Source organism: Pseudomonas sp. SDO5522_S412 (assembly GCF_054071215.1).
In genome coordinates this window covers 1-17712 of record NZ_JBSVWQ010000046.1, presented here as the reverse complement: position 1 = coordinate 17712, position 17712 = coordinate 1, and the positions used below count along the sequence as shown (strand labels likewise).

18 protein-coding genes are annotated in these 17712 nt (G+C 61.0%); 12 read left to right on the top strand and 6 right to left on the bottom strand.

The genetic code is table 11. The annotated features are described in order from the left end of the window. Positions 1-236: 236 nt before the first annotated feature. The 4 genes from ACW9I6_RS12850 (at position 237) to ACW9I6_RS12835 (ending at position 4783) form a co-directional block, all read left to right on the top strand. A complete protein-coding gene (locus ACW9I6_RS12850; RefSeq protein WP_178904129.1) occupies positions 237-1952 on the top strand; it encodes an ATP-binding cassette domain-containing protein in 1716 nt (571 codons plus the stop codon). 319 nt (positions 1953-2271) lie between these two features. Continuing rightward, positions 2272-3609, top strand: a complete 1338-nt coding sequence (locus ACW9I6_RS12845; protein WP_008438844.1) for an MFS transporter — start codon at positions 2272-2274, stop codon at positions 3607-3609. Between the two features lie 37 nt (positions 3610-3646). Continuing rightward, the gene (locus tag ACW9I6_RS12840) at positions 3647-4306 is read left to right on the top strand and encodes an aspartate/glutamate racemase family protein (RefSeq protein WP_457339395.1); all 660 of its coding nucleotides are present in this window, start codon (positions 3647-3649) and stop codon (positions 4304-4306) included. 24 nt (positions 4307-4330) lie between these two features. Continuing rightward, complete coding sequence (locus ACW9I6_RS12835) at positions 4331-4783, top strand: thiol-disulfide oxidoreductase DCC family protein (RefSeq protein WP_457339394.1); 453 nt, start codon at positions 4331-4333, stop codon at positions 4781-4783. A 53-nt stretch (positions 4784-4836) separates the two neighbouring features. Here the strand turns inward: ACW9I6_RS12835 and ACW9I6_RS12830 are convergent, their stop codons facing one another. Both ACW9I6_RS12830 and pdxR read right to left on the bottom strand, forming a co-directional pair. Beyond that, positions 4837-6042: an MFS transporter gene (locus ACW9I6_RS12830; protein WP_457339393.1), complete on the bottom strand. Its 1206-nt coding sequence runs from the start codon at positions 6040-6042 to the stop codon at positions 4837-4839. A gap of 77 nt (positions 6043-6119) precedes the next feature. Further along, the gene (gene pdxR / locus ACW9I6_RS12825; protein WP_457339392.1) at positions 6120-7619 is read right to left on the bottom strand and encodes a MocR-like pyridoxine biosynthesis transcription factor PdxR; all 1500 of its coding nucleotides are present in this window, start codon (positions 7617-7619) and stop codon (positions 6120-6122) included. Between the two features lie 77 nt (positions 7620-7696). Between pdxR and ACW9I6_RS12820 the strand changes: the two genes are divergently transcribed. Both ACW9I6_RS12820 and ACW9I6_RS12815 read left to right on the top strand, forming a co-directional pair. Then, on the top strand, positions 7697-9370 hold the full coding sequence (locus ACW9I6_RS12820; protein ID WP_457339391.1) for a M24 family metallopeptidase: 1674 nt from the start codon (positions 7697-7699) through the stop codon (positions 9368-9370). 85 nt (positions 9371-9455) lie between these two features. Then, positions 9456-9674 (top strand): DUF4287 domain-containing protein, encoded by a 219-nt coding sequence (locus tag ACW9I6_RS12815; protein WP_003214516.1) that lies wholly within the window; start codon positions 9456-9458, stop codon positions 9672-9674. A gap of 28 nt (positions 9675-9702) precedes the next feature. On the opposite strand, the gene ACW9I6_RS12810 is transcribed toward ACW9I6_RS12815, so the two are convergent. The 3 genes from ACW9I6_RS12810 to ACW9I6_RS12800 form a co-directional block, all read right to left on the bottom strand. Then, complete coding sequence (locus ACW9I6_RS12810) at positions 9703-10206, bottom strand: DUF2867 domain-containing protein (RefSeq protein ID WP_102368493.1); 504 nt, start codon at positions 10204-10206, stop codon at positions 9703-9705. Positions 10207-10226: 20 nt separating this feature from the next. Then, on the bottom strand, positions 10227-10604 hold the full coding sequence (locus ACW9I6_RS12805) for a VOC family protein (protein WP_457339390.1): 378 nt from the start codon (positions 10602-10604) through the stop codon (positions 10227-10229). A gap of 295 nt (positions 10605-10899) precedes the next feature. Then, on the bottom strand, positions 10900-12132 hold the full coding sequence (locus tag ACW9I6_RS12800) for an MFS transporter (protein ID WP_102368492.1): 1233 nt from the start codon (positions 12130-12132) through the stop codon (positions 10900-10902). Between the two features lie 65 nt (positions 12133-12197). On the opposite strand from ACW9I6_RS12800, the gene ACW9I6_RS12795 reads away from it, so the two are divergent. Continuing rightward, on the top strand, positions 12198-13187 hold the full coding sequence (locus tag ACW9I6_RS12795; protein WP_008438855.1) for an AraC family transcriptional regulator: 990 nt from the start codon (positions 12198-12200) through the stop codon (positions 13185-13187). A gap of 4 nt (positions 13188-13191) precedes the next feature. Here ACW9I6_RS12795 and ACW9I6_RS12790 read toward each other — a convergent pair whose 3' ends face one another. Beyond that, the gene (locus tag ACW9I6_RS12790; protein WP_003214521.1) at positions 13192-14055 is read right to left on the bottom strand and encodes a LysR family transcriptional regulator; all 864 of its coding nucleotides are present in this window, start codon (positions 14053-14055) and stop codon (positions 13192-13194) included. A gap of 107 nt (positions 14056-14162) precedes the next feature. Here ACW9I6_RS12790 and ACW9I6_RS12785 point away from each other — a divergent pair, with 107 nt between their 5' ends. The 5 genes from ACW9I6_RS12785 to ACW9I6_RS12765 all read left to right on the top strand — a co-directional run bounded on the left by ACW9I6_RS12785 (position 14163) and on the right by ACW9I6_RS12765 (position 17424). Next, a complete protein-coding gene (locus ACW9I6_RS12785) occupies positions 14163-14555 on the top strand; it encodes a tautomerase family protein (RefSeq protein ID WP_003214522.1) in 393 nt (130 codons plus the stop codon). A 275-nt stretch (positions 14556-14830) separates the two neighbouring features. Continuing rightward, complete coding sequence (locus ACW9I6_RS12780) at positions 14831-15280, top strand: MarR family winged helix-turn-helix transcriptional regulator (RefSeq protein ID WP_003214523.1); 450 nt, start codon at positions 14831-14833, stop codon at positions 15278-15280. A gap of 28 nt (positions 15281-15308) precedes the next feature. After that, entirely contained in the window at positions 15309-15872 is a 564-nt protein-coding gene (locus ACW9I6_RS12775; protein WP_457339389.1) for an isochorismatase family protein, read from the top strand. 2 nt (positions 15873-15874) lie between these two features. Beyond that, on the top strand, positions 15875-16204 hold the full coding sequence (locus tag ACW9I6_RS12770) for a hypothetical protein (RefSeq protein ID WP_102368490.1): 330 nt from the start codon (positions 15875-15877) through the stop codon (positions 16202-16204). A 5-nt stretch (positions 16205-16209) separates the two neighbouring features. After that, complete coding sequence (locus tag ACW9I6_RS12765) at positions 16210-17424, top strand: MFS transporter (protein ID WP_003214526.1); 1215 nt, start codon at positions 16210-16212, stop codon at positions 17422-17424. Positions 17425-17712 lie beyond the last annotated feature (288 nt).

Sequence of the window (17712 nt, the reverse complement as noted above, 5' to 3'; positions counted from 1 at the left end):
CATGTGAAAATTTATAGAGTAGTCTCATAGAATATTTTTCTCTTTGGGTATGCATAAATAATAGCGAGGCTGGTATTGGAGGCTAGTGTGAACTGGGATAGCCTGCGCCCACATTTTTAAATAGGGGTCAGACCACCATTATTGAAAACGTAGCCCACCCCCTACTCTTCTCTCCCGCGGCACCCAATAACGTTTTGCTTGAACACAATTAACGAGAGCAACTGAGGAGGCGGGTCATGCTTGAGGATTTTAAACACGCACTTTACCGTCATAAGAGGCTGTTCTGGCTAGTGATGGTTATTGTCATCCTATCCAAAGTGGCAACCATAATGCCGGCGATTATCATCGGGCGCGTAGTAGATACCTTTACCCAGCACACCTTGGATTCAGAGACGGCCTTGTATCTGTTGGGGTTTATCTGCGTCGGCGTTATTAACGTTATTCTTATCCCTATTCAGGGGTACTATTTGACCCGTTTTATTCAAAAAGGGCTCAGCGATGTTTCGATTCGATGGGTTCGCGAGATATTCACCAAGCACTTCGACCTGTTCTCATCGATCAATATCGGCAAGATGCTCAAATCGATTGAACGCGGCATACAAGCCAGCGAGCGAATTCTTAACTACGCGCTGATCACTATTTTGCCGCTTTGCATCGAGTTCATCGTGATTTCGGCGTGGCTGGTATGGATTGCGAATATTGTGTTCCTGGCGCTTGTGCTTGCACTTTCCGGCGTCTACCTGGCATTGACCCACTACTTGATCACGTGGCGTCGCGCTCATATCGATGCGGTCAATGACGCCGAAGATGAACAGGCGGGAGTATTTGCAAACACGATTCAGGCGGGTAAACAGATAAGGCTGGAGCGGGCCCAGGAATCGGGGCTGAAACCCCTGTTCGATACGTTTTACCAGTACGCGGATGCCGCCACAAAAGTCGGATATTCCGCTGCGGTACTAGGGGCGTCAAGGGCACTTTTCTTAACCCTGACCAGCAGCACAGTGATCGGGTACGGCATCTTTGTAAGACAGGCTTCGGTGTCCGAACTGACGGTTGGCGACTTTGTCGTCTTGTTTACCTTATCCACGATGTTTTTCAACACGGTGTTCAGCATCGGAGAGGTCTATCGTTTCGCCGATCAATTCTCTTCGGACTACGCCAAGTTTCGATCGATTCTGCGCGAGCAAAGCTTCAAGGGTAAGGCCGAGAGCTTGCCCTTGGATTCTGACAGCTTGATTTACCCCGCCTCCACTGCACTGATCGCCGAGGGAGTTTCATTAGTCATTCAACAGGCCATCGAAGTGCGCCCCGGTGAGCATCTTGCCGTCGTTGGGGCAAGTGGCTCCGGAAAATCAACCTTTGTGGAACTGCTCGTGGGCGTGAAGCAGCGTCCCGGGCTCACCGTCCGGATAGGACAGACCGCGCTAGAGTCAATCGCTGAAGAGGAACATTTTCGGCTCATTCGGTATTGCCCCCAAACTCCGAAGTTTTTATCAGGCAACCTGGCAGACGCTGTTTTTTTTCATGGCTCGTTCAACTCGACATTTAGCAGCGTCGCGGCGCAGCTTAATATCCAGCATCTGTTTGACGAATTGCCTGTTCGAACGATAAATCAAGACGCGACCAGTATTTCCGGTGGCGAAGCAAAAAAGCTTTCGCTTCTACGCGTGCTGCTAAGACCTGGGAATTTCAACATATTCGATGAGCCGACCTCATCCGTTGATCCCCAGGGCGCCTCGTTAATCTGGGATGCACTCTTCACCTGCTTTGCCGATAAAAGTCTGATCTGTGTAACCCACGATTTCACTGTGCTCAATCACTTTGATCGAGTCATCGTCTTCGACACGGGCAGAATCGTTGCAGATGGCAAGTGGCAAGACCTGGTGGCTCTGGAGTCGGTCTCCAACGTCATACGCAAAGTTCAGGAGGAAGAGCCGGTTTCAGGGCATTAAGTTACTGAAACGGCTTTGTACGCTAAGAATGAAATAGGAGTCAGACCCCTATTCCTCTCAGGTCGCGTAGGTCTCAATACGGGACGGAAAAGGGGGCATTTATTTTTGATCTAATAAATGCCCCCTTTTCCGTTGTGGTCCTTGCGTAGAAATCACCCACCCCCTCCCTGGATAGCTCCCCGCCTTACCTGGCCCAAATCCTGCTTGCATCACTCCCACCCAGTCGCTACTGACTACGCGGACGACTCTTTTGAGCCCCGCCGCCCAATCCCCGCCCCCGATAATCAAGCATCCCCTTACCACCGCCGAGGCCTCCCCCATGACGAGCCCATCCACCGACCAGGTCAGCCCCCAAACCCTGCGCAGAGTGATCATCGCCGCCGGCATCGGTAACTTCGTGGAGTGGTTCGACTTCGCCGTCTACGGTTTTCTCGCCACCACCATCGCCCAGCAATTCTTCCCCAGCGGCGACGCCAGCGCGGCGTTGCTCAAGACCTTTGCCGTGTTCGCGGTGGCCTTCGCCTTCCGGCCCCTGGGCGGGATTTTCTTTGGCATGCTCGGCGACCGGATCGGGCGCAAACGCACGCTGGCCATGACGATTTTGCTGATGGCCGGCGCCACCACGCTGATCGGCCTGCTGCCCACCTACGCCGCCATCGGCGTGGCGGCGCCGATTCTGTTGTCGTTGATCCGCTGCGCCCAGGGTTTTTCCGCCGGGGGCGAATACGCCGGGGCCTGTGCCTATTTGATGGAGCACGCGCCCAGTGACAAGCGCGCCTGGTATGGCAGTTTTGTGCCGGTGTCGACGTTTTCTGCGTTCGCTGCGGCGGCCGTGGTGGCGTACGCCCTGGAGGCTTCGCTGTCCGCCGAGGCAATGGGCAGTTGGGGCTGGCGCTTGCCGTTCCTGATCGCCGCGCCGCTGGGGCTGGTGGGGCTTTACCTGCGCTGGAAGCTGGATGAGACGCCGGCCTTCCAGGCGGTGAAGCAGGAGCACGCGGTCGCGCACTCTCCCCTCAGGGAAACCTTGCGCAACCATGGTGCGGCGATCTGTTGCCTGGGCGCTTTTGTGTCGCTTACGGCGTTGTCGTTCTATATGTTCACCACCTACTTCGCGACGTATCTGCAGGTGGCGGGTGGCTTGAGTCGGGCGGTGGCGTTGCTGGTGTCGCTGATTGCGCTGATTTTCGCGGCGGCAATCTGCCCGCTGGCGGGGTTGTATTCGGATCGGGTGGGGCGTCGGGTCACGGTGATGACGGCGTGTGTATTGTTGATTGTGGTGGTGTACCCGTCGTTCCTGATGGCCAGTTCCGGGTCGTTCGCGGCGTCGGTGGTGGGGGTGATGTTGCTGGCGGTGGGCGCGGTGTTGTGTGGGGTGGTGACGGCGGCGTTGTTGTCGGAGACCTTTCCGACACGCACGCGGTATACGGCTTCGGCGATTACCTACAACATGGCGTACACGATCTTTGGCGGTACGGCGCCGTTGGTGGCGACGTGGTTGATCAGTACCACGGGCAGCAACCTGTCGCCGGCGTTTTATCTGATTGCGGTGGCGGTGCTGGCGTTGGCGGGCGGGTTGGCGTTGCCGGAGACGTCGCGGATTTCGCTGCATGAGGTGGGCGTGGAGGAAAAAGGCGCAGCGCCGGTGTTGTCGCGTTAAAGTCGGCGGGTGTTCAAAAGTGCCGGAGACCTGAGCGATGCGTATTACCTGCCTGCATACCGCCGAGAGCAACATTGCAGTGTTTGACGCTGCCGCAGCAGCGCTGGGGATCGGGTCACGGGTGTTGCACCATGCAGTCCGGGCCGATCTTCTGGCAGCGGTTGAATGCGCGGGTAAGCTGACCGCAGGCATAGCCGAGGAAACGCAGCTGGCGCTGGTTGCCCTGGCTCAGCACTGCGATGCAGTGGTGCTCACCTGTTCGACCCTGGGCCCGGTGGTTGAACTTGCCGGTACTCACACCCCGGTGCCGATTTTGCGGGCAGATGAAGCGCTGGCATTCGCGGCGGTTCAAGCTGGCGGGAAGGTGGTGGTGTTGTGCGCTGTCGAAACCACACTCGAGCCGACTGCTCGCTTGTTTTACCAGATGGCCCAGCACACCGGGGCGTCGGTGGAGGTGCAACTGGTTCCGGGGGCATGGCCGATGTTCAAGGCGGGCGACCTGCACGGCTATCTCGCGACCATCGCCAAGGCTGCGGACCGTGCCTATATGGACGGCGCGTCTATCGTGGCACTGGGGCAAGCGTCCATGAGCGAAGCCTCTTCGCTTGTAACGACGGGCCCTGCTCCACTCACCAGTGCATCTACGGGGCTGCGGGCAGCGCTGAGTCGTGCCGAACGCGGGTATGATCCAGGCTAACCCGGCCCGACTGGACCCACGCTGATGCCCACCTCCCACACCCGGCCTACTCCCGCACCACTCCTCAAGCCCGGCGAAACCGTGGTGCTGTTCGACGGTGTGTGCAAGCTGTGCAACGGCTGGGCGAGGTTCCTGATTCGCCACGACCACGACCGACGTGTGCGGTTGGCGGCCGTTCAGTCGCCCGAAGGTCAGGCGCTACTGGCCTGGGCCGGGTTGCCGCTGGATCAGTTCGACACCCTCGCCGTGATCCGCGACAGGCATTACTGGGAGCGTTCGGAGGCGGTGTTCGAAATCATTGCGCAACTGCCTGCCCGCTGGAGCCCGTTGCTGGTGCTGCGCGCCATCCCGCGCTTTCTTCGGGATTGGGCTTATGATCGCATCGCGCGTAATCGCTATCGGCTCTTCGGGAAATACGACACCTGCCTGTTGCCGGATCCGGATCATGCGCGGCGTTTTTTGAAGGGGCCGCCATGAACACCTGAGTTTGGCTTACTCACCTGGGCAGGCGTGGAGGATAGGTAAAGCACTCACTCCCCGCGTCCAGTGTCGTAGCATTTGGAATAGGAAGCCCCCATCAGATAGAAGCACCCACCCGCCACGATAAACGCCGCGAGCATATAGAACATGAAATGCGCCGACTGCGTTGCCAGGGCAAACCCGCACAGCACCGGCCCCAGCGCACCGCCGAGGCTGGACAGGTTTTGCGCGCCGTAATACATGCCGCGCAGGTGCTCCGGTGCGATGCGGTCGATAAACATGTACTCGGCCGGGAACACGATGATTTCGCCCACGGTGAATATCGCCACGGCCAACGCCCAATGCAGCACGGTGGTGGACAGCGCAAAACCGACGACGCCCAGCAGAAACAGGCTGAAGCCCGCCGTCAGCCATTGATTCAGATGCTCGTTGGTAATGCGCTTGCCCACGATGTACTGCAGGCAGATCACCACGGTCGCATTGACCGCCACCACCGAACTGATGACCCGGTAGGTAAATTCCGGCGTGCTTGTGGTCACCAGGTATTGCGAGATGTAGCCGGTGAACTGGCCGAACGCCACGGCGCTCAACGCGCCGCCCACCGTGAAGCAGACCAGGCGATAGTCCTTGAGCAGAATGCGCCCCACCGCGACGAACGACACCGGGGCATTGGCCGGGTCGGCGGAGCTGAGGCTCCTGTCGCCCCACACCCAATAGGTGAGGAAGAAGCCCATGCCCAGGATCGCCGACACCAGGAACGGCAGTTTCATATCCATGTGCGCGAGCCCGGCGCCAATGAACGGCCCCACTGCGTAACCAATGTTGATCAGGGTGTAGCGCACCGAAAACACTTTGCCGCGTTCGGCTTCCTGCAGCAGTTTGCCAAACGCGGCCTTGACCACGATATCGATCACTGAATAGGCGAAGTTGAACGACACCAGAAACAGGAAAAACAGCCACAGGTGCGACGTGACGCACATGCCAATGAAGCCGACGGTGAAAAACCCCGTGAAGCTGAGGATCAATCGGTAGCTGGAGATTTTGTCAGTCAGGTAGCCGCCGTAAAGGCTCAGCAACGAACCGATGAGCATCGCACCGCCCACCACCAGGCCGATTTCGCTGATGCCCAACGTGAAGTTGGATGACAGATAAATCACCATATACGGCAGGGTAATGGCGCGCCCCAGGGTCAGGAACAACGCAGACGACAGCAGCAGATTGACCGAAAACGGGTAGTGTCTGAAGGCAGCGAGCATCAGCGTCGGTTCCTGTTATTGGCAGTATCAAAGGCTAAGTAACATATCCTTACACATCCACCTTTGAGCCGGCTTAATTATTTAGCCGCGCCCCCAATCGCCCGTGAAGCCTCAGCCAAACGCTGCGTAGCGACGCGGATTTCCTCCGAATTGAGCGAGGCGAAGCCCAGGCGCAAGGCATTTTCAGGATGATCAAACGGTGAAAACAGGCGACCGCTGCGCACCACCAGGTCCAGCTCCAGTGCTTTTTCGGCCAGTCGGTCGACGTCGATTGAGTCGGCGAACTTTACCCACAGCGCCAGCCCGCCTTCGGGTTCCTGCACAGAGATCTGCTCGCCAAAAGCTTCCAGCAAACAACTGAGCAGGGTCTCCCGACGCCGACGGTATTCCCTGGACACCCGCCGCAGGTGCTTCTTCAATTCGCCATCGTTGATCAGGTCCGCGAGCATCCGCTGCATCACGGCATCGCCCTGGCCCAGGCTCACCGCCGCCGTACGCTCAAGCACTTCGATGAGGTTCGACGGTGCAACGATGTAGCTGCAACGGAAGGTGCTGCCCAGGGACTTGGACAGCGAGCCGATGTAGATCACATGACGCTGCGCGCTATCACTGGCCAGAGGCAAATAGGGCCGTCCGGCAAAGTGGTATTCGTGGTCGTAGTCTTCCTCGATGATGCAGAAGTCATGCAGCCGGGCCAGTTCCAGGAGCTGCTGGCGACGTCCGGCACGCAGGCTGACGGTGGTAGGAAACTGGTGATGGGGGGTGACGTACATCATCCGTACGTCATGCAGGCGGCACAGCTCGGCGAGCTGGTCGACCCGGCAACCTTCGTCGTCCAGGTCCACGGTGACCAGTTGCGCACCCAACTGGCGGAAAATCTCCCAGGCCGGTGGGTAACTCAGGCGTTCGACCACCACCACATCACCGGGTTTGAGCAACGCGCTGGCGGTCAGGTACAGCGACATCTGCACGCCTTGAGTCAGGCAAATCTGCGGCGCGCCGACCGTCAGGCCGCGATTGTGGCGCAACATTTCGGCCAGGGCGTTGCGCAGGTACTGGCCGCTGCCTTCGCTGCCATGGCGCACGGTGTTGGTGGTAAAGCTGTTGCGCAAGGCATTGCGGTAATAGCGGTGCAGCACGGCTTGCGGCAGCAAGCGATGGTCACAGGCGCCATTGTCGAAAAACAGCGCGCCGGGCCGGTGTTGCAGGGCTGTCACCTGTTCGCCCGGGGTGAAATAGGCCGCCGCAGGCACCTCCCGCAATGCCGGGGCAAACGACTTCGGGGCGCGGGTGGCCGGCACCGCGCCTGTCGCCAGCTGCGAACTGACGAAGGTGCCGCGACGTTGAAGGCTGACCAGCCAGCCCTTGGTCACCGCCTCCTCGTAGGCAAGGATCACCGTCTTGCGGTTGACGTCCAGTAGTTGCGCCATCTCCCGCGTGCCGGGCAACAGCGCTCCGGGGCGCAGGCGGCCCTCGACAATCGCGCTCACCAGGCCCTCGACGATCTTTCTGTAGGACGCCTGCGGCTGCTCCCCATCGAGTTTGAGCAACGGGCGCCATTTGCGAAGCTGGACCATATGAATTATCCAAAACTGGAGGTTCTCCTGGTCCTAGTCTACCGCAACAATCGAGGCTCAATTGCCCCGAGGTGTTTATGCACAACCGCCATGTCGTTGAATTGTTGCCCTCGGGCAAATCCTTCGAAGCTGCCGATCAATTGCTGCTCGACGCCATGCTGGCCAGCGGTCTCGCGGTACCCTTTTCCTGCCGGCGCGGCGCCTGCGGGTCGTGCAAGGTCAAGGTGGTGTCGGGCCAGCACCGGGAAAAGCTCCGCACACCCGACACCCCTGCCCCTTCTTATCCGCTCGCGGCTGACGAGATGTTGCTGTGCCAGAGCCATGCCTGCAGCGACATGCGCGTGGAAATCCCCGGCTGGTCACTGGACACGCCCGCGCTGGAAGTCAGCGCACAGGTGATCAGCAAACGCGCGTTGAGCGCCGACATCGTCGAGCTGGTGTTGCTGACTGCCCAGCCACTCGAAGTCCGGGCCGGCCAGTACCTCAGGTTTCGCCTCGACGATGGCGACAGCCGCTGTTTCTCCGTGGCCAATCTACCCGCGCAGGACCAAGGCCGGTTGGTGTTTCATATTCGCCAGGTCAGCGGCGGCCTGTTTTCCGAACGCATCCTGCCGACCTTGCAAGTGGGTGATGCCGTGAAACTCGAAGGCCCCGTGGGCGCCTGCACCTGGCAACACGACGATGAGCGCCCTGTTGTGCTGTTCGCTACCGGGACCGGTTATGCCGGTATCAAGCCCTTGTTGCTGACGGCCCTGGCCCGCCAGGCCGAGGTCACCCTGTATTGGGGTAACTCGGCACCGGCGGACTTCTACGACGTCGAGTTTCTCGAACGGGCCAGCCAGGCCCATCCACGCTTTCTCTGGCATCGGGTTTTGTCGGCAGACGCCCGCGTACAGCAGGTCGCGTTGACACAGCCCCATGACTGGGCCGAGAGCCAAATCTACGCCTGCGGCAATAGCACGATGATCAACCAGGCCCGCGAAGCCTGCCTGGCGGCGGGTGCGCAGGCGCATCGTTTTGTCGCCGAAGCCTTCGTCCCCAGCGGTGCATTGACGCCAGCGGAGTCGCTCAACACGCGGCACCCGGTGCTGGAAAAAGTCGGCCCGCGCTACTCGCTGGACGGCATGCTCGCCGCCCGGGAGCAAACGGTCAGGGCCCTGGCCGCCATCGCCGATCAATTGAAAGTCGGCATGACCACGGCGCAAGCCCTCGCAATGGCCAGCGAGACATTGCAGGCCATGGGCGCGTCTCACACCTGGCATCCCACCTATATCCGCTTTGGCGAAGACACCATCCGCACACCCCGCCAAGGCATCGACCTGCTGCGCAAGCTGCGGCCCACCGATATCGCCGTGGTGGACCTTGGCCCGGTGTGGGATGGCTATGAAGGCGATTATGGCGACACCTTCGTCTTCGGCGAGCACCCGTTGCATGGTGCCTGTGTGAAGGCACTGCATGAAGTGTTCGACGAAACCCGCAACGCCTGGCACCAAGGGCTGACCGGACGCGAGCTGTATGACTTCGCCGAGCAAAGTGCCCACTCCAAAGGCTGGCGCCTTGAGCGCAACCTGGCCGGACACCGCATCGCCGACTTCCCCCATGCCCTGTTCGGGCAGGACAAGCTGGCTGAAGTCGAGATCGTACCGAGCGAGATGGTCTGGGTGCTGGAGATACAGATCTGCCATCCCACACAACCGGTCGGGGCGTTCTTCGAGGATATTCTGATTGGCGAGGCCAACGGGGGCGTGTAGGGACGGGCCGTACGGTGGACCCGGTGAGTCCAGAGCGGTAACGTTATCCGGGCATTATCACCTCAGCAAAAAGGGAGTTTGCATCATGACCGACGACACAAAAACAAAAGGGCCAGCGTCGTACTTCCCCTCCATCGAAAAAAACTATGGGCAACCCATTAGCCACTGGCTGGATCTGCTCAAGGCCGCCAGTTCCAGGAAGCATATGGAGCTTGTGGCCTTGCTCAAGACTGAACACGGCATGGGCCATGGTCACGCCAATGCGTTGGTTGCGTACTTCTTGGCGGCTGAAAAAGGCAATTGATCCACCTCCCGGCGGGCGGTGAACGTGCCTACCCGCCGGGCGTTGCGGCTGTCTCTTGCAGCGTTCGTTCAAGTCGTCGTAGGTGAGCATTCACAATGAGTTTGTGCGCTGGCCCCACTGGCAGCATGTAGAGGCGCCCATAGGTGTTATGGGTGACAACCGACGAGGTGATCGTGAGTACACGGTCAGCGATTGAAAGGCAGATCATCACATCCAGGTGCCGGTCACGCTCGGTCAGCACCAGCATGTCGGGCGCGCTGCGTTCCACCAGGAAGAAGTCCAGCCGGTCGCCGACCTGCACAGCCTCGCGCAAGGTGCCGGAGAACCCACCGATGCGCTTCACACCAAACAACGAGGAAATGGCATCCCTGATTCGGAAAGCCACCTGCATCAACGGCCCCGGTTCGCCGGTCATGATGTTCCAGGCATCCAGCGCGGTGATTTCAGTAGGCAGCGGGGCTGACCGGGTGTCGTAGTAATCAAGCTCTGACGGTGCACGCAGCGTGTGAACAACATCGGTAGTCGTCAACATTATCTTCCCTGATTGCTCGGTTAGAGCGGCTGACCTACATCAATACGATTCCCGTCCGGGTCTTCGAACACAAACGCCCGCAACCCGTAATCCTGATCCTTGAGGCGCTTGATGATCCTCGCCCCATGCTGCACGCAAGCGGCGTGCAGCCTGTCGACATCGTCCACCATCAGGTGGGCAATCGTGAACGCGGCGGCTGGGTGGTTGGGTTGCAAGGTCAAATGCAGCTCGCCCTGGTCGCGCTGCAGAATCATGAAGCCGGTCGGGTTTCCATTTTCGAAGGCTTTCGTAAACCCCAGGGCCCTGGTGTAAAAATCATGGGCCCTGCCCATGTCCTTTACGGGAAGCGTTACTGCAATTCGTCCGAAACGGACGCCATGATCAACGACTGCGCTCATCGCAGAACCTCAACGTGCAAGCACCATGACACCTGCCAGGCGGTGCTGGTGAGTGTGAAGCGCCTTGCCAAACCTGAAGGAGCAGGACGGTGCCTGCGAGGCAGAGGTTATTTTGCGCAGCTACTGAAGTAAAGAGAGATACGAGGGTCGCTGCAGGTCAATGATCAGCAGGCGGTCGTTCAGCTACGATTGCTCGGAGTCGGAACTGAGCCCAAAACCAGCAGGATTGATCAAGCGGACTGAAAGGAGGGCGAAGCGCATGCGTTTATTCTCGCCCCCTGCCTCTAACACGGTTTCAGAGATGAAACGCCGGCCCCGCCTCTGCACCTTGTGGAGGCGCTTCAACCTTCACCTTCAGCGCAATCAACAGTGCCGCCAACAGCATCAAGATACCTGCCGCGACAAAGACCCCGCCGATACCACTGAAACTGAACATCGCGCCGCCTGCCGCCGCACCGGCTGCAATCGCCGACTGCACTGAAGCCACCACCATGCCCCCGGCGCTTTCAGCCTGGTCAGGCACTGCCCGCGCCACCCAGTTCGACCAGGCCACCGGCACCCCGCCAAACGCCAGGCCCCAGAGCATCAACAACCACACCTGGCCGGTCACGGTTGCCGGCAACAGCGCCAGGGCGAGCGCCGCAACGCCCACCAGCGCGGGCATCAGCACCAATGTTCCACGCGGCAGACGCACCAGCAGCCAACCAGCCAGCAGCGTGCCGGCAAAGTTCGCAACGCCAAACCCCAGCAACATCAACGCCAGCCCCTCGGCATCGACGCCAGTGGTGCTTTCCAGGAATGGCCGGATATAGGTGAACAGCGCAAAGTGCCCGGTGTGCACCAGCACGCACCCCAACATGCCCACGGCAATGCCCGGACGCAGCAGCACTTCCAGCACCGTCCTCAAGCGGGCGGTCCTGCGGGGTGCGAGCGGCGGCAGGGTGAACAGCTGGAACACCAGGGTCACGCCGCCCACTGCTGCGGCGGCGAGAAACGCGCTGCGCCAGCCGTACAGCCCACCCAAAAAGCTGCCCAGCGGCACCGCCACGACAGTGCCCACCGCGATGCCGCTGAAGATGATCGACAAGGCACGCGGCAGCAGTGCCGCCGGTACAAGCCGCATCGCAACCGCCGCCGCCATGCTCCAGAAGCCACCCAGGGCGATGCCCAGCAGGACGCGCATCAGCAGCAACACCGTGAGGCTCGACGAGACCGCCACCAGCAGGTTGGAGCAGATCATCAGTGCGCTGAAGCACAACAGCACCACGCGCCGGTCGATCCCACGGGTCAGGCCCGGTACCAGCAACCCGGCGAACAACGCCACCACCGCCGTGACGGTCACCGCCTGCCCTGCCAAGGCTTCCGAAACACCCAGCTCGGCTGCCATCGGCGTCAACAGGCTGGCCGGCAGGTACTCAGCCGTCAGCAATCCGAACACGCCCATCGCCAACGAAAACACCGCCATCCAGGCCGGCGTCGCGGGCGCTACATCTGCACCGGTTACGGCGTCACACACACAACTGCTCATCACTGGTCACCCTCCAAAAGTTATCGCGACCGCCAGTCTAGGTACGCAGGGCAGGATGATCTATGATGCAAAATCTTGAATCCTTTACCGAAACCCCGAAAATGATGCCTCCAGAACCGTTCGACGTGTCCTCTGACCTCATCAACGAGCTGTTGCGCGGCATGCGCCTGCGGGGCGTCGAGTACCGCCGTATCCAGGCCGGGCCGGCGTTTGGCCTGGGCTTTGCGGCCAAACCCGGGCATGCGTACTTCCACCTTGTCGCCGCCGGCGGCGTCACCCTGCGTACCGAGGACGGCACGCAGTACGAACTGACGCCGGGCAACGCCGTGTTCATCTCCCACGGGGGCGCCCATCAGTTGCTCTCCAGCCCGGAGGTGCCGGTGCAGGACATCGACAGCTTCAACGCCGCAGCCCTCGGCGATGCGGTGTGTGCCGTGGATGCCCGCGCCGATGCAGGCGTGGCTCAAAGCACCCTGCTCTTCAGCGGCTGCATGGAATTTGAACTGGGGAGTTTGCACGGCCTTGGCCGCCTGATGCCGGACCTGATGCTGATCGACGCCAAGGGCCAACGTTATCCGGGGCTGATGCCGATCCTGGCGGCCATGGAGCGTGAAGTCAGCAGCGCCCGCATCGGCTTCGCCGGCATTCTGGCGCGCCTGGCGGACGTGGTGGCGGCCATGGTTGTTCGGGGCTGGGTCGAATGTGCCTGCGGGAATGCGTCCGGCCTGGTGGCCGCGCTACGCGACCCGCGCCTGGCCAAGGCCCTGCTGGCGTTGCATCAACAGCCTGGGCGCGACTGGACGGTGGAAGAGCTCGCGGCGCAGTGTCATACCTCGCGCTCGGTGTTCGCCCAACACTTTCAAACCACGATCGGCACGCCACCGTTGCGCTACGCCACCGAACTGCGGATGCGCCTGGCCAGCCAGTGGCTGACGCTGGAGCGGCTGCCCATTGAAACCGTGGCGCAGCGCCTTGGCTATAACTCCCAGGCCGCGTTCAGCCGGGCATTCAAGCGCGTCACCGGGCAGCCGCCGGGGGCCAGCCGGCGATCTTGAGCCGCTAGGAAAAGTGCGTGATCAACATTTCTCGCACTGCACTGACCAGCGAAGCCTCGCCCGGACGCGGCGGTAACAGGCTGAACTCGACATCGGGCAACGCCGGAAGCGTTTGAATCGTCCGGCATGCCTCGGCCCCGGCAGGCACGGCCGAGCTGTTCAGGCACGCCACGCCCAGCCCCGCCAGCAGTGCCGATTGCAGGCCCGCCACCCCGGACGCGGAATGCGCGATGACATACGGCACCCCGCGCGCATCCAGCAGGTCGATGGTGAACCGCTGCAAGCTGCAATCCTGGGGAAGTACCACCAACGGCAGCGGCGCCGCGAGTTGGTGCTGTGCGTCGAACCCACTGAGTGCCACCCACCGCAGGGCCTCTCGTCGTACGGGAATGCCTTCGGGAAGGCTGCGACCATCGAGGATGCGCATCGACAGGCCAATGTCGAATTCGCCGCTGTTGGCGCCCTTTTCGATTTGCAGGCTCTTGCGCACCGAAACATGCAACCGAAGCTGCGGATATCGCGTGCGCAAACCCTTCAACATGCCCGCGATGGCGCTCGGCAAAAAATAGTCGGTGATGGCCAGGCGCAGTTCGCCGCTCAAGGTCACGCCGCGCATGTCCTCAAGCACGCAGTCACTCAGCGCGAGCAATTCACGCGCATGTGCCAGCAGGCGCTCTCCGGCAGGTGTGGGGCTCACGCCTTTTTTGCCGCGCTCCAGCAGCGTCACGCCGGTGAAGGTTTCCAGCTTGCGAAGTTGCTCACTGAGCGCGGACTGGGAACGGCACAGCTTGGGCGCGGCCGCCGAAAGGCTGCCGGATTCCAGGATGGTGACGAAGGAGCGCAGTTGCTCAAGGTCAAAGGGGCGCATGTCTAACCTGCGTTTTTTCCGATAGATATCATTATATCTTCCCGTTTTTCAGATCCGAATAATTTTCTTAATCTGGCACCTCACCCTACCCTTACGAGGAATTCGCCATGCCAGGCATCACCCTGAAAATATCCGGAGAACGCAATCCCGAACTGGTCCGCCAGCTCGTCCCGCAGCTCACTGCACTGACCTGTGAAGTGCTCGAGAAACGCCCGGAGCAGACCTTGCTGATTCTCGATTTTGTACCGCATGACCAGTGGTTCATTCATAACCGCTCGCTGGCCGAACATGGGCGCAACGCATTCCGCCTGGAAGTCACCGTGACCGATGAGACCAACACCAAGGCGCAAAAGGCGCGTTTTCATCGTGAGGCCTACACGCTGTTGGCGGAGTTGATCGGCAACCTGCACCCGCACTCCAATGTGCACATCATCGACTGCCGGGCCAGTGCCTACGGCTATGAAGGGGTGACTCAGGAGTACCGCTATCAACACACTTGATAGGCCGGGAAAAAGCCGCGCATGAATATCGATCAGGTCAATGCGCGGCTCATCAAGTCCGTGAACAGTTGCAGAACCCGTTCATCATCCACGCCCAACAATCGGTCACCCACATAGCATTCGGTCTTGCACCATCCCGGTCCATGAACGACAGCACGCCCAGCCGCGACACCAGGTAACGCCCCGGCAAAAGGACCGTCGACGCGGGCTTTTATGACAAAAATTTCATACAGCTAAACTGTACAGTTTTTCTGCACGCATGCTAACGTCCGGGCATGAACAAACCTTCCATCACCTCCGAAACCCAATCCGCCGCCCTGGCTGCCGAGCTGCGCATCTCCCTGGGCAAGCTGATACGCCGGCTGCGGGAACAAACCCATCCGAACGATTTCACTTCCGCCCAGAAGTCGGTGCTGCTGCGCCTGGACCGAGACGGGCCCAGCACCGTCTCGGCCCTGGCCCGGGCGGAGAGCGTGCGGCCGCAGTCCATGCGCATCACCGTGGCCGGGCTGGAAACGATGAAAGCGATCAGGGGCAAACCCGACCCCAGCGATGGGCGCCAAACCCTGATCGAGCTGACTCCCGGCTTTCGTAAGCACCTGATCGCCAGCCGGGCAGCCAAGGACGATTGGCTGCTGCGGGCGCTGCAGGAGCAACTGTCTGCCGAAGAACAAGCTGAACTCGCGGCAGCGGTAAAGCTGCTGGAGCGCCTCGCCGACTTTTGAGCCACTTCTATCCGTTCGAGGACATCCCATGGCCGTCACCTTGCTGGATCCCAACACCGCGCTGATCATCGTGGACTTGCAAAAAGGCATCGCCGAATACCCGTTCATCCACCCCATCGGCGCCGTGGTGGAACGCTCCCGTGCACTGCTCGACGCGTTCCGCGAGCGCGGCATGCCGGTGGTGCTGGTCAACGTCACAGGCTTCGCCCCCGGGCGCACCGAGCGGCCACGGCGCAGCGATGTATTTCCACCAGGATGGACCGACCTGCTGCCCGAACTCGATCAGCAACCCGGCGACATTGGGGTGACCAAACGCACCTGGGGTGCCTTCGCCAGCACTGATCTTGAGGCGCAACTCAAAGCACGCGGCGTGACTCAAGTAGTGATCACCGGCGTTGCTACCGGAACCGGCGTGGAGTCCACCGCGCGCCAGGCCTACGAGGCTGGCTTCAATGTGACCCTGGCCGTCGATGCCATGACCGACGCGAACGCCGAGGCCCATCACTACAGCCTGAACCAGATATTCCCGAAGCTGGGGGAAACCGGCACGGCGCAAGAGATCATCGGCTTGCTTGAAACAAGGGGGGCGTGACGATGCAATGGCATGAGCTGGTGTCTTATTTCTTCGGCGGCGTATTGCTCGCCAACGCGCTGCCCCATTGCCTCAGTGGCTTGATGGGCCAGTCCTTCCAGACGCCGTTTGCCAAGCCGCGCGGCCAGGGGCGGTCCTCCTCGACGCTGAATGTGCTCTGGGGTTTTCTCAACCTGGTGATCGGCTACGTGCTGGTCTGCCGGGTCGGGGACTTCGACCTCAAAAGCACCGCTGATGTGCTCGCCCTCGGGCTCGGGGCCTTGGCCCTGAGTGTATTCCTGGCGCAGCATTTCGGGCGCTTCAACGGTGGTCATTCCTCAGGGCCGGTGTGAGTTCGATGGGCATTTTCCGCTCGCTGCGCAGCGTCAACTACCGCATTTGGGCCGCCGGCGCCCTGGTGTCGAATATCGGCACCTGGATGCAACGCACGGCCCAGGACTGGCTGGTGCTGACCCAGCTCACGCCGCATAACGCGTCGGCCGTCGGCATCGTCATGGCGTTGCAGTTCGGACCGCAATTGCTGTTGCTGCCCTGGACCGGCTTCGCCGCCGATCACTACGACAAGCGCAAGCTGCTGATGGTCACCCAGGGCGTGATGGGCGTGCTGGCGCTGATGCTGGGGGTGTTTACCCTGACCGGCATCGTGCAGCTGTGGCACGTGTATGTGTTCGCGTTTTTGTCCGGCTGCGCCTCGGCCTTCGATGCACCGGTGCGGCAGATATTCGTGGCGGAGCTGGTGGGCGAAGCGGACCTGTCCAATGCCATCGCGCTCAATTCCACCTCGTTCAACATGGCGCGCATGATTGGCCCGGCGGTGGCCGGCGTGACCATCGCATCGGTGGGCACCGGCTGGGCGTTCCTGCTCAATGGCGCGAGTTTTTTCGCGGTGCTGGCCTCGCTGTTTCTGCTGCGGGTTTCCGGCCTGCACACCAGCCTGCGGGCGCTGCGCACCAAAGGCAGCCTGACTGAAGGCCTGCGTTATGTGTGGGCGCGGCCGGACCTGATGGCGATCCTGATCATGCTGTTCTTGATCGGCACCTTCGGCATGAATTTTCCGATCTTCATCTCGACCATGGCCGTCACCGTGTTCCACGCCGATGCCCGCGGCTATGGCCTGCTGACGTCGACCCTGGCCATCGGCACCGTTGCCGGGGCGCTGCTCGCAGCCGGTCGCGAGCGGCCACACTTCAAGGCGTTGTTGATCGGCGCGCTGGTATTCGGGGTGGGCTGCACGCTGGCGGCGATTGCCCCGAACTATTGGTTGTTCGCCGGGGCGCTGGTGATCATCGGCGTGGGCGCCCTGACCTTCAGCAACACCACCAACAGCCTGATGCAACTCACCACCGAACCTTCCATGCGCGGCCGGGTAATCGCCCTGCGGGTGGGCGTGGCCCTGGGCGGCACACCGATTGGCGCACCGATTGTGGGCTGGGTGGCCGACCATCTTGGCCCGCGCTGGGCGTTGGCGGTCGGCGCGGCCTCGGGCATCCTGGCTGCCGGCGTGGCGGTGTACACCATGACGCGCAAGCTGGATCGGCCTAAAAATATGTGATGGGCAACACAGCTCCCACAGTTGATCTTCGCAGGCTCGCACAGTTGATCGTTCCCACGCTCTGCGTGGGAATACATCCTGTGACGCTCCGCGTCACCATTGCGCAGGACTTGAACCTTGCATCGTCAGCTGGACGCAGAGCGTCCGAGGCGGCATTCCCACGCAGAGCGTGGGAACGATCAATATCTGAAGGGCAACACGAATCCAGTGTGGGAGCTGTCGAGCTTTAGCGAGGCTGCGAAGAGGCCCTGTCAGGCAATAAAGATGTCGCCTGCCAGTCCGCCATCG

Bases quoted from the DNA above. Each gene is read 5' to 3' on its own strand.
- ACW9I6_RS12850 (WP_178904129.1), top strand. From the start codon at position 237: ATGCTTGAGGATTTTAAACACGCACTTTACCGTCATAAGAGGCTGTTC.
- ACW9I6_RS12845 (WP_008438844.1), top strand. From the start codon at position 2,272: ATGACGAGCCCATCCACCGACCAGGTCAGCCCCCAAACCCTGCGCAGA.
- ACW9I6_RS12840 (WP_457339395.1), top strand. From the start codon at position 3,647: ATGCGTATTACCTGCCTGCATACCGCCGAGAGCAACATTGCAGTGTTT.
- ACW9I6_RS12835 (WP_457339394.1), top strand. From the start codon at position 4,331: ATGCCCACCTCCCACACCCGGCCTACTCCCGCACCACTCCTCAAGCCC.
- ACW9I6_RS12830 (WP_457339393.1), bottom strand. From the start codon at position 6,042: ATGCTCGCTGCCTTCAGACACTACCCGTTTTCGGTCAATCTGCTGCTG.
- pdxR (WP_457339392.1), bottom strand. From the start codon at position 7,619: ATGGTCCAGCTTCGCAAATGGCGCCCGTTGCTCAAACTCGATGGGGAG.
- ACW9I6_RS12820 (WP_457339391.1), top strand. From the start codon at position 7,697: ATGCACAACCGCCATGTCGTTGAATTGTTGCCCTCGGGCAAATCCTTC.
- ACW9I6_RS12815 (WP_003214516.1), top strand. From the start codon at position 9,456: ATGACCGACGACACAAAAACAAAAGGGCCAGCGTCGTACTTCCCCTCC.
- ACW9I6_RS12810 (WP_102368493.1), bottom strand. From the start codon at position 10,206: ATGTTGACGACTACCGATGTTGTTCACACGCTGCGTGCACCGTCAGAG.
- ACW9I6_RS12805 (WP_457339390.1), bottom strand. From the start codon at position 10,604: ATGAGCGCAGTCGTTGATCATGGCGTCCGTTTCGGACGAATTGCAGTA.
- ACW9I6_RS12800 (WP_102368492.1), bottom strand. From the start codon at position 12,132: ATGAGCAGTTGTGTGTGTGACGCCGTAACCGGTGCAGATGTAGCGCCC.
- ACW9I6_RS12795 (WP_008438855.1), top strand. From the start codon at position 12,198: ATGCAAAATCTTGAATCCTTTACCGAAACCCCGAAAATGATGCCTCCA.
- ACW9I6_RS12790 (WP_003214521.1), bottom strand. From the start codon at position 14,055: ATGCGCCCCTTTGACCTTGAGCAACTGCGCTCCTTCGTCACCATCCTG.
- ACW9I6_RS12785 (WP_003214522.1), top strand. From the start codon at position 14,163: ATGCCAGGCATCACCCTGAAAATATCCGGAGAACGCAATCCCGAACTG.
- ACW9I6_RS12780 (WP_003214523.1), top strand. From the start codon at position 14,831: ATGAACAAACCTTCCATCACCTCCGAAACCCAATCCGCCGCCCTGGCT.
- ACW9I6_RS12775 (WP_457339389.1), top strand. From the start codon at position 15,309: ATGGCCGTCACCTTGCTGGATCCCAACACCGCGCTGATCATCGTGGAC.
- ACW9I6_RS12770 (WP_102368490.1), top strand. From the start codon at position 15,875: ATGCAATGGCATGAGCTGGTGTCTTATTTCTTCGGCGGCGTATTGCTC.
- ACW9I6_RS12765 (WP_003214526.1), top strand. From the start codon at position 16,210: ATGGGCATTTTCCGCTCGCTGCGCAGCGTCAACTACCGCATTTGGGCC.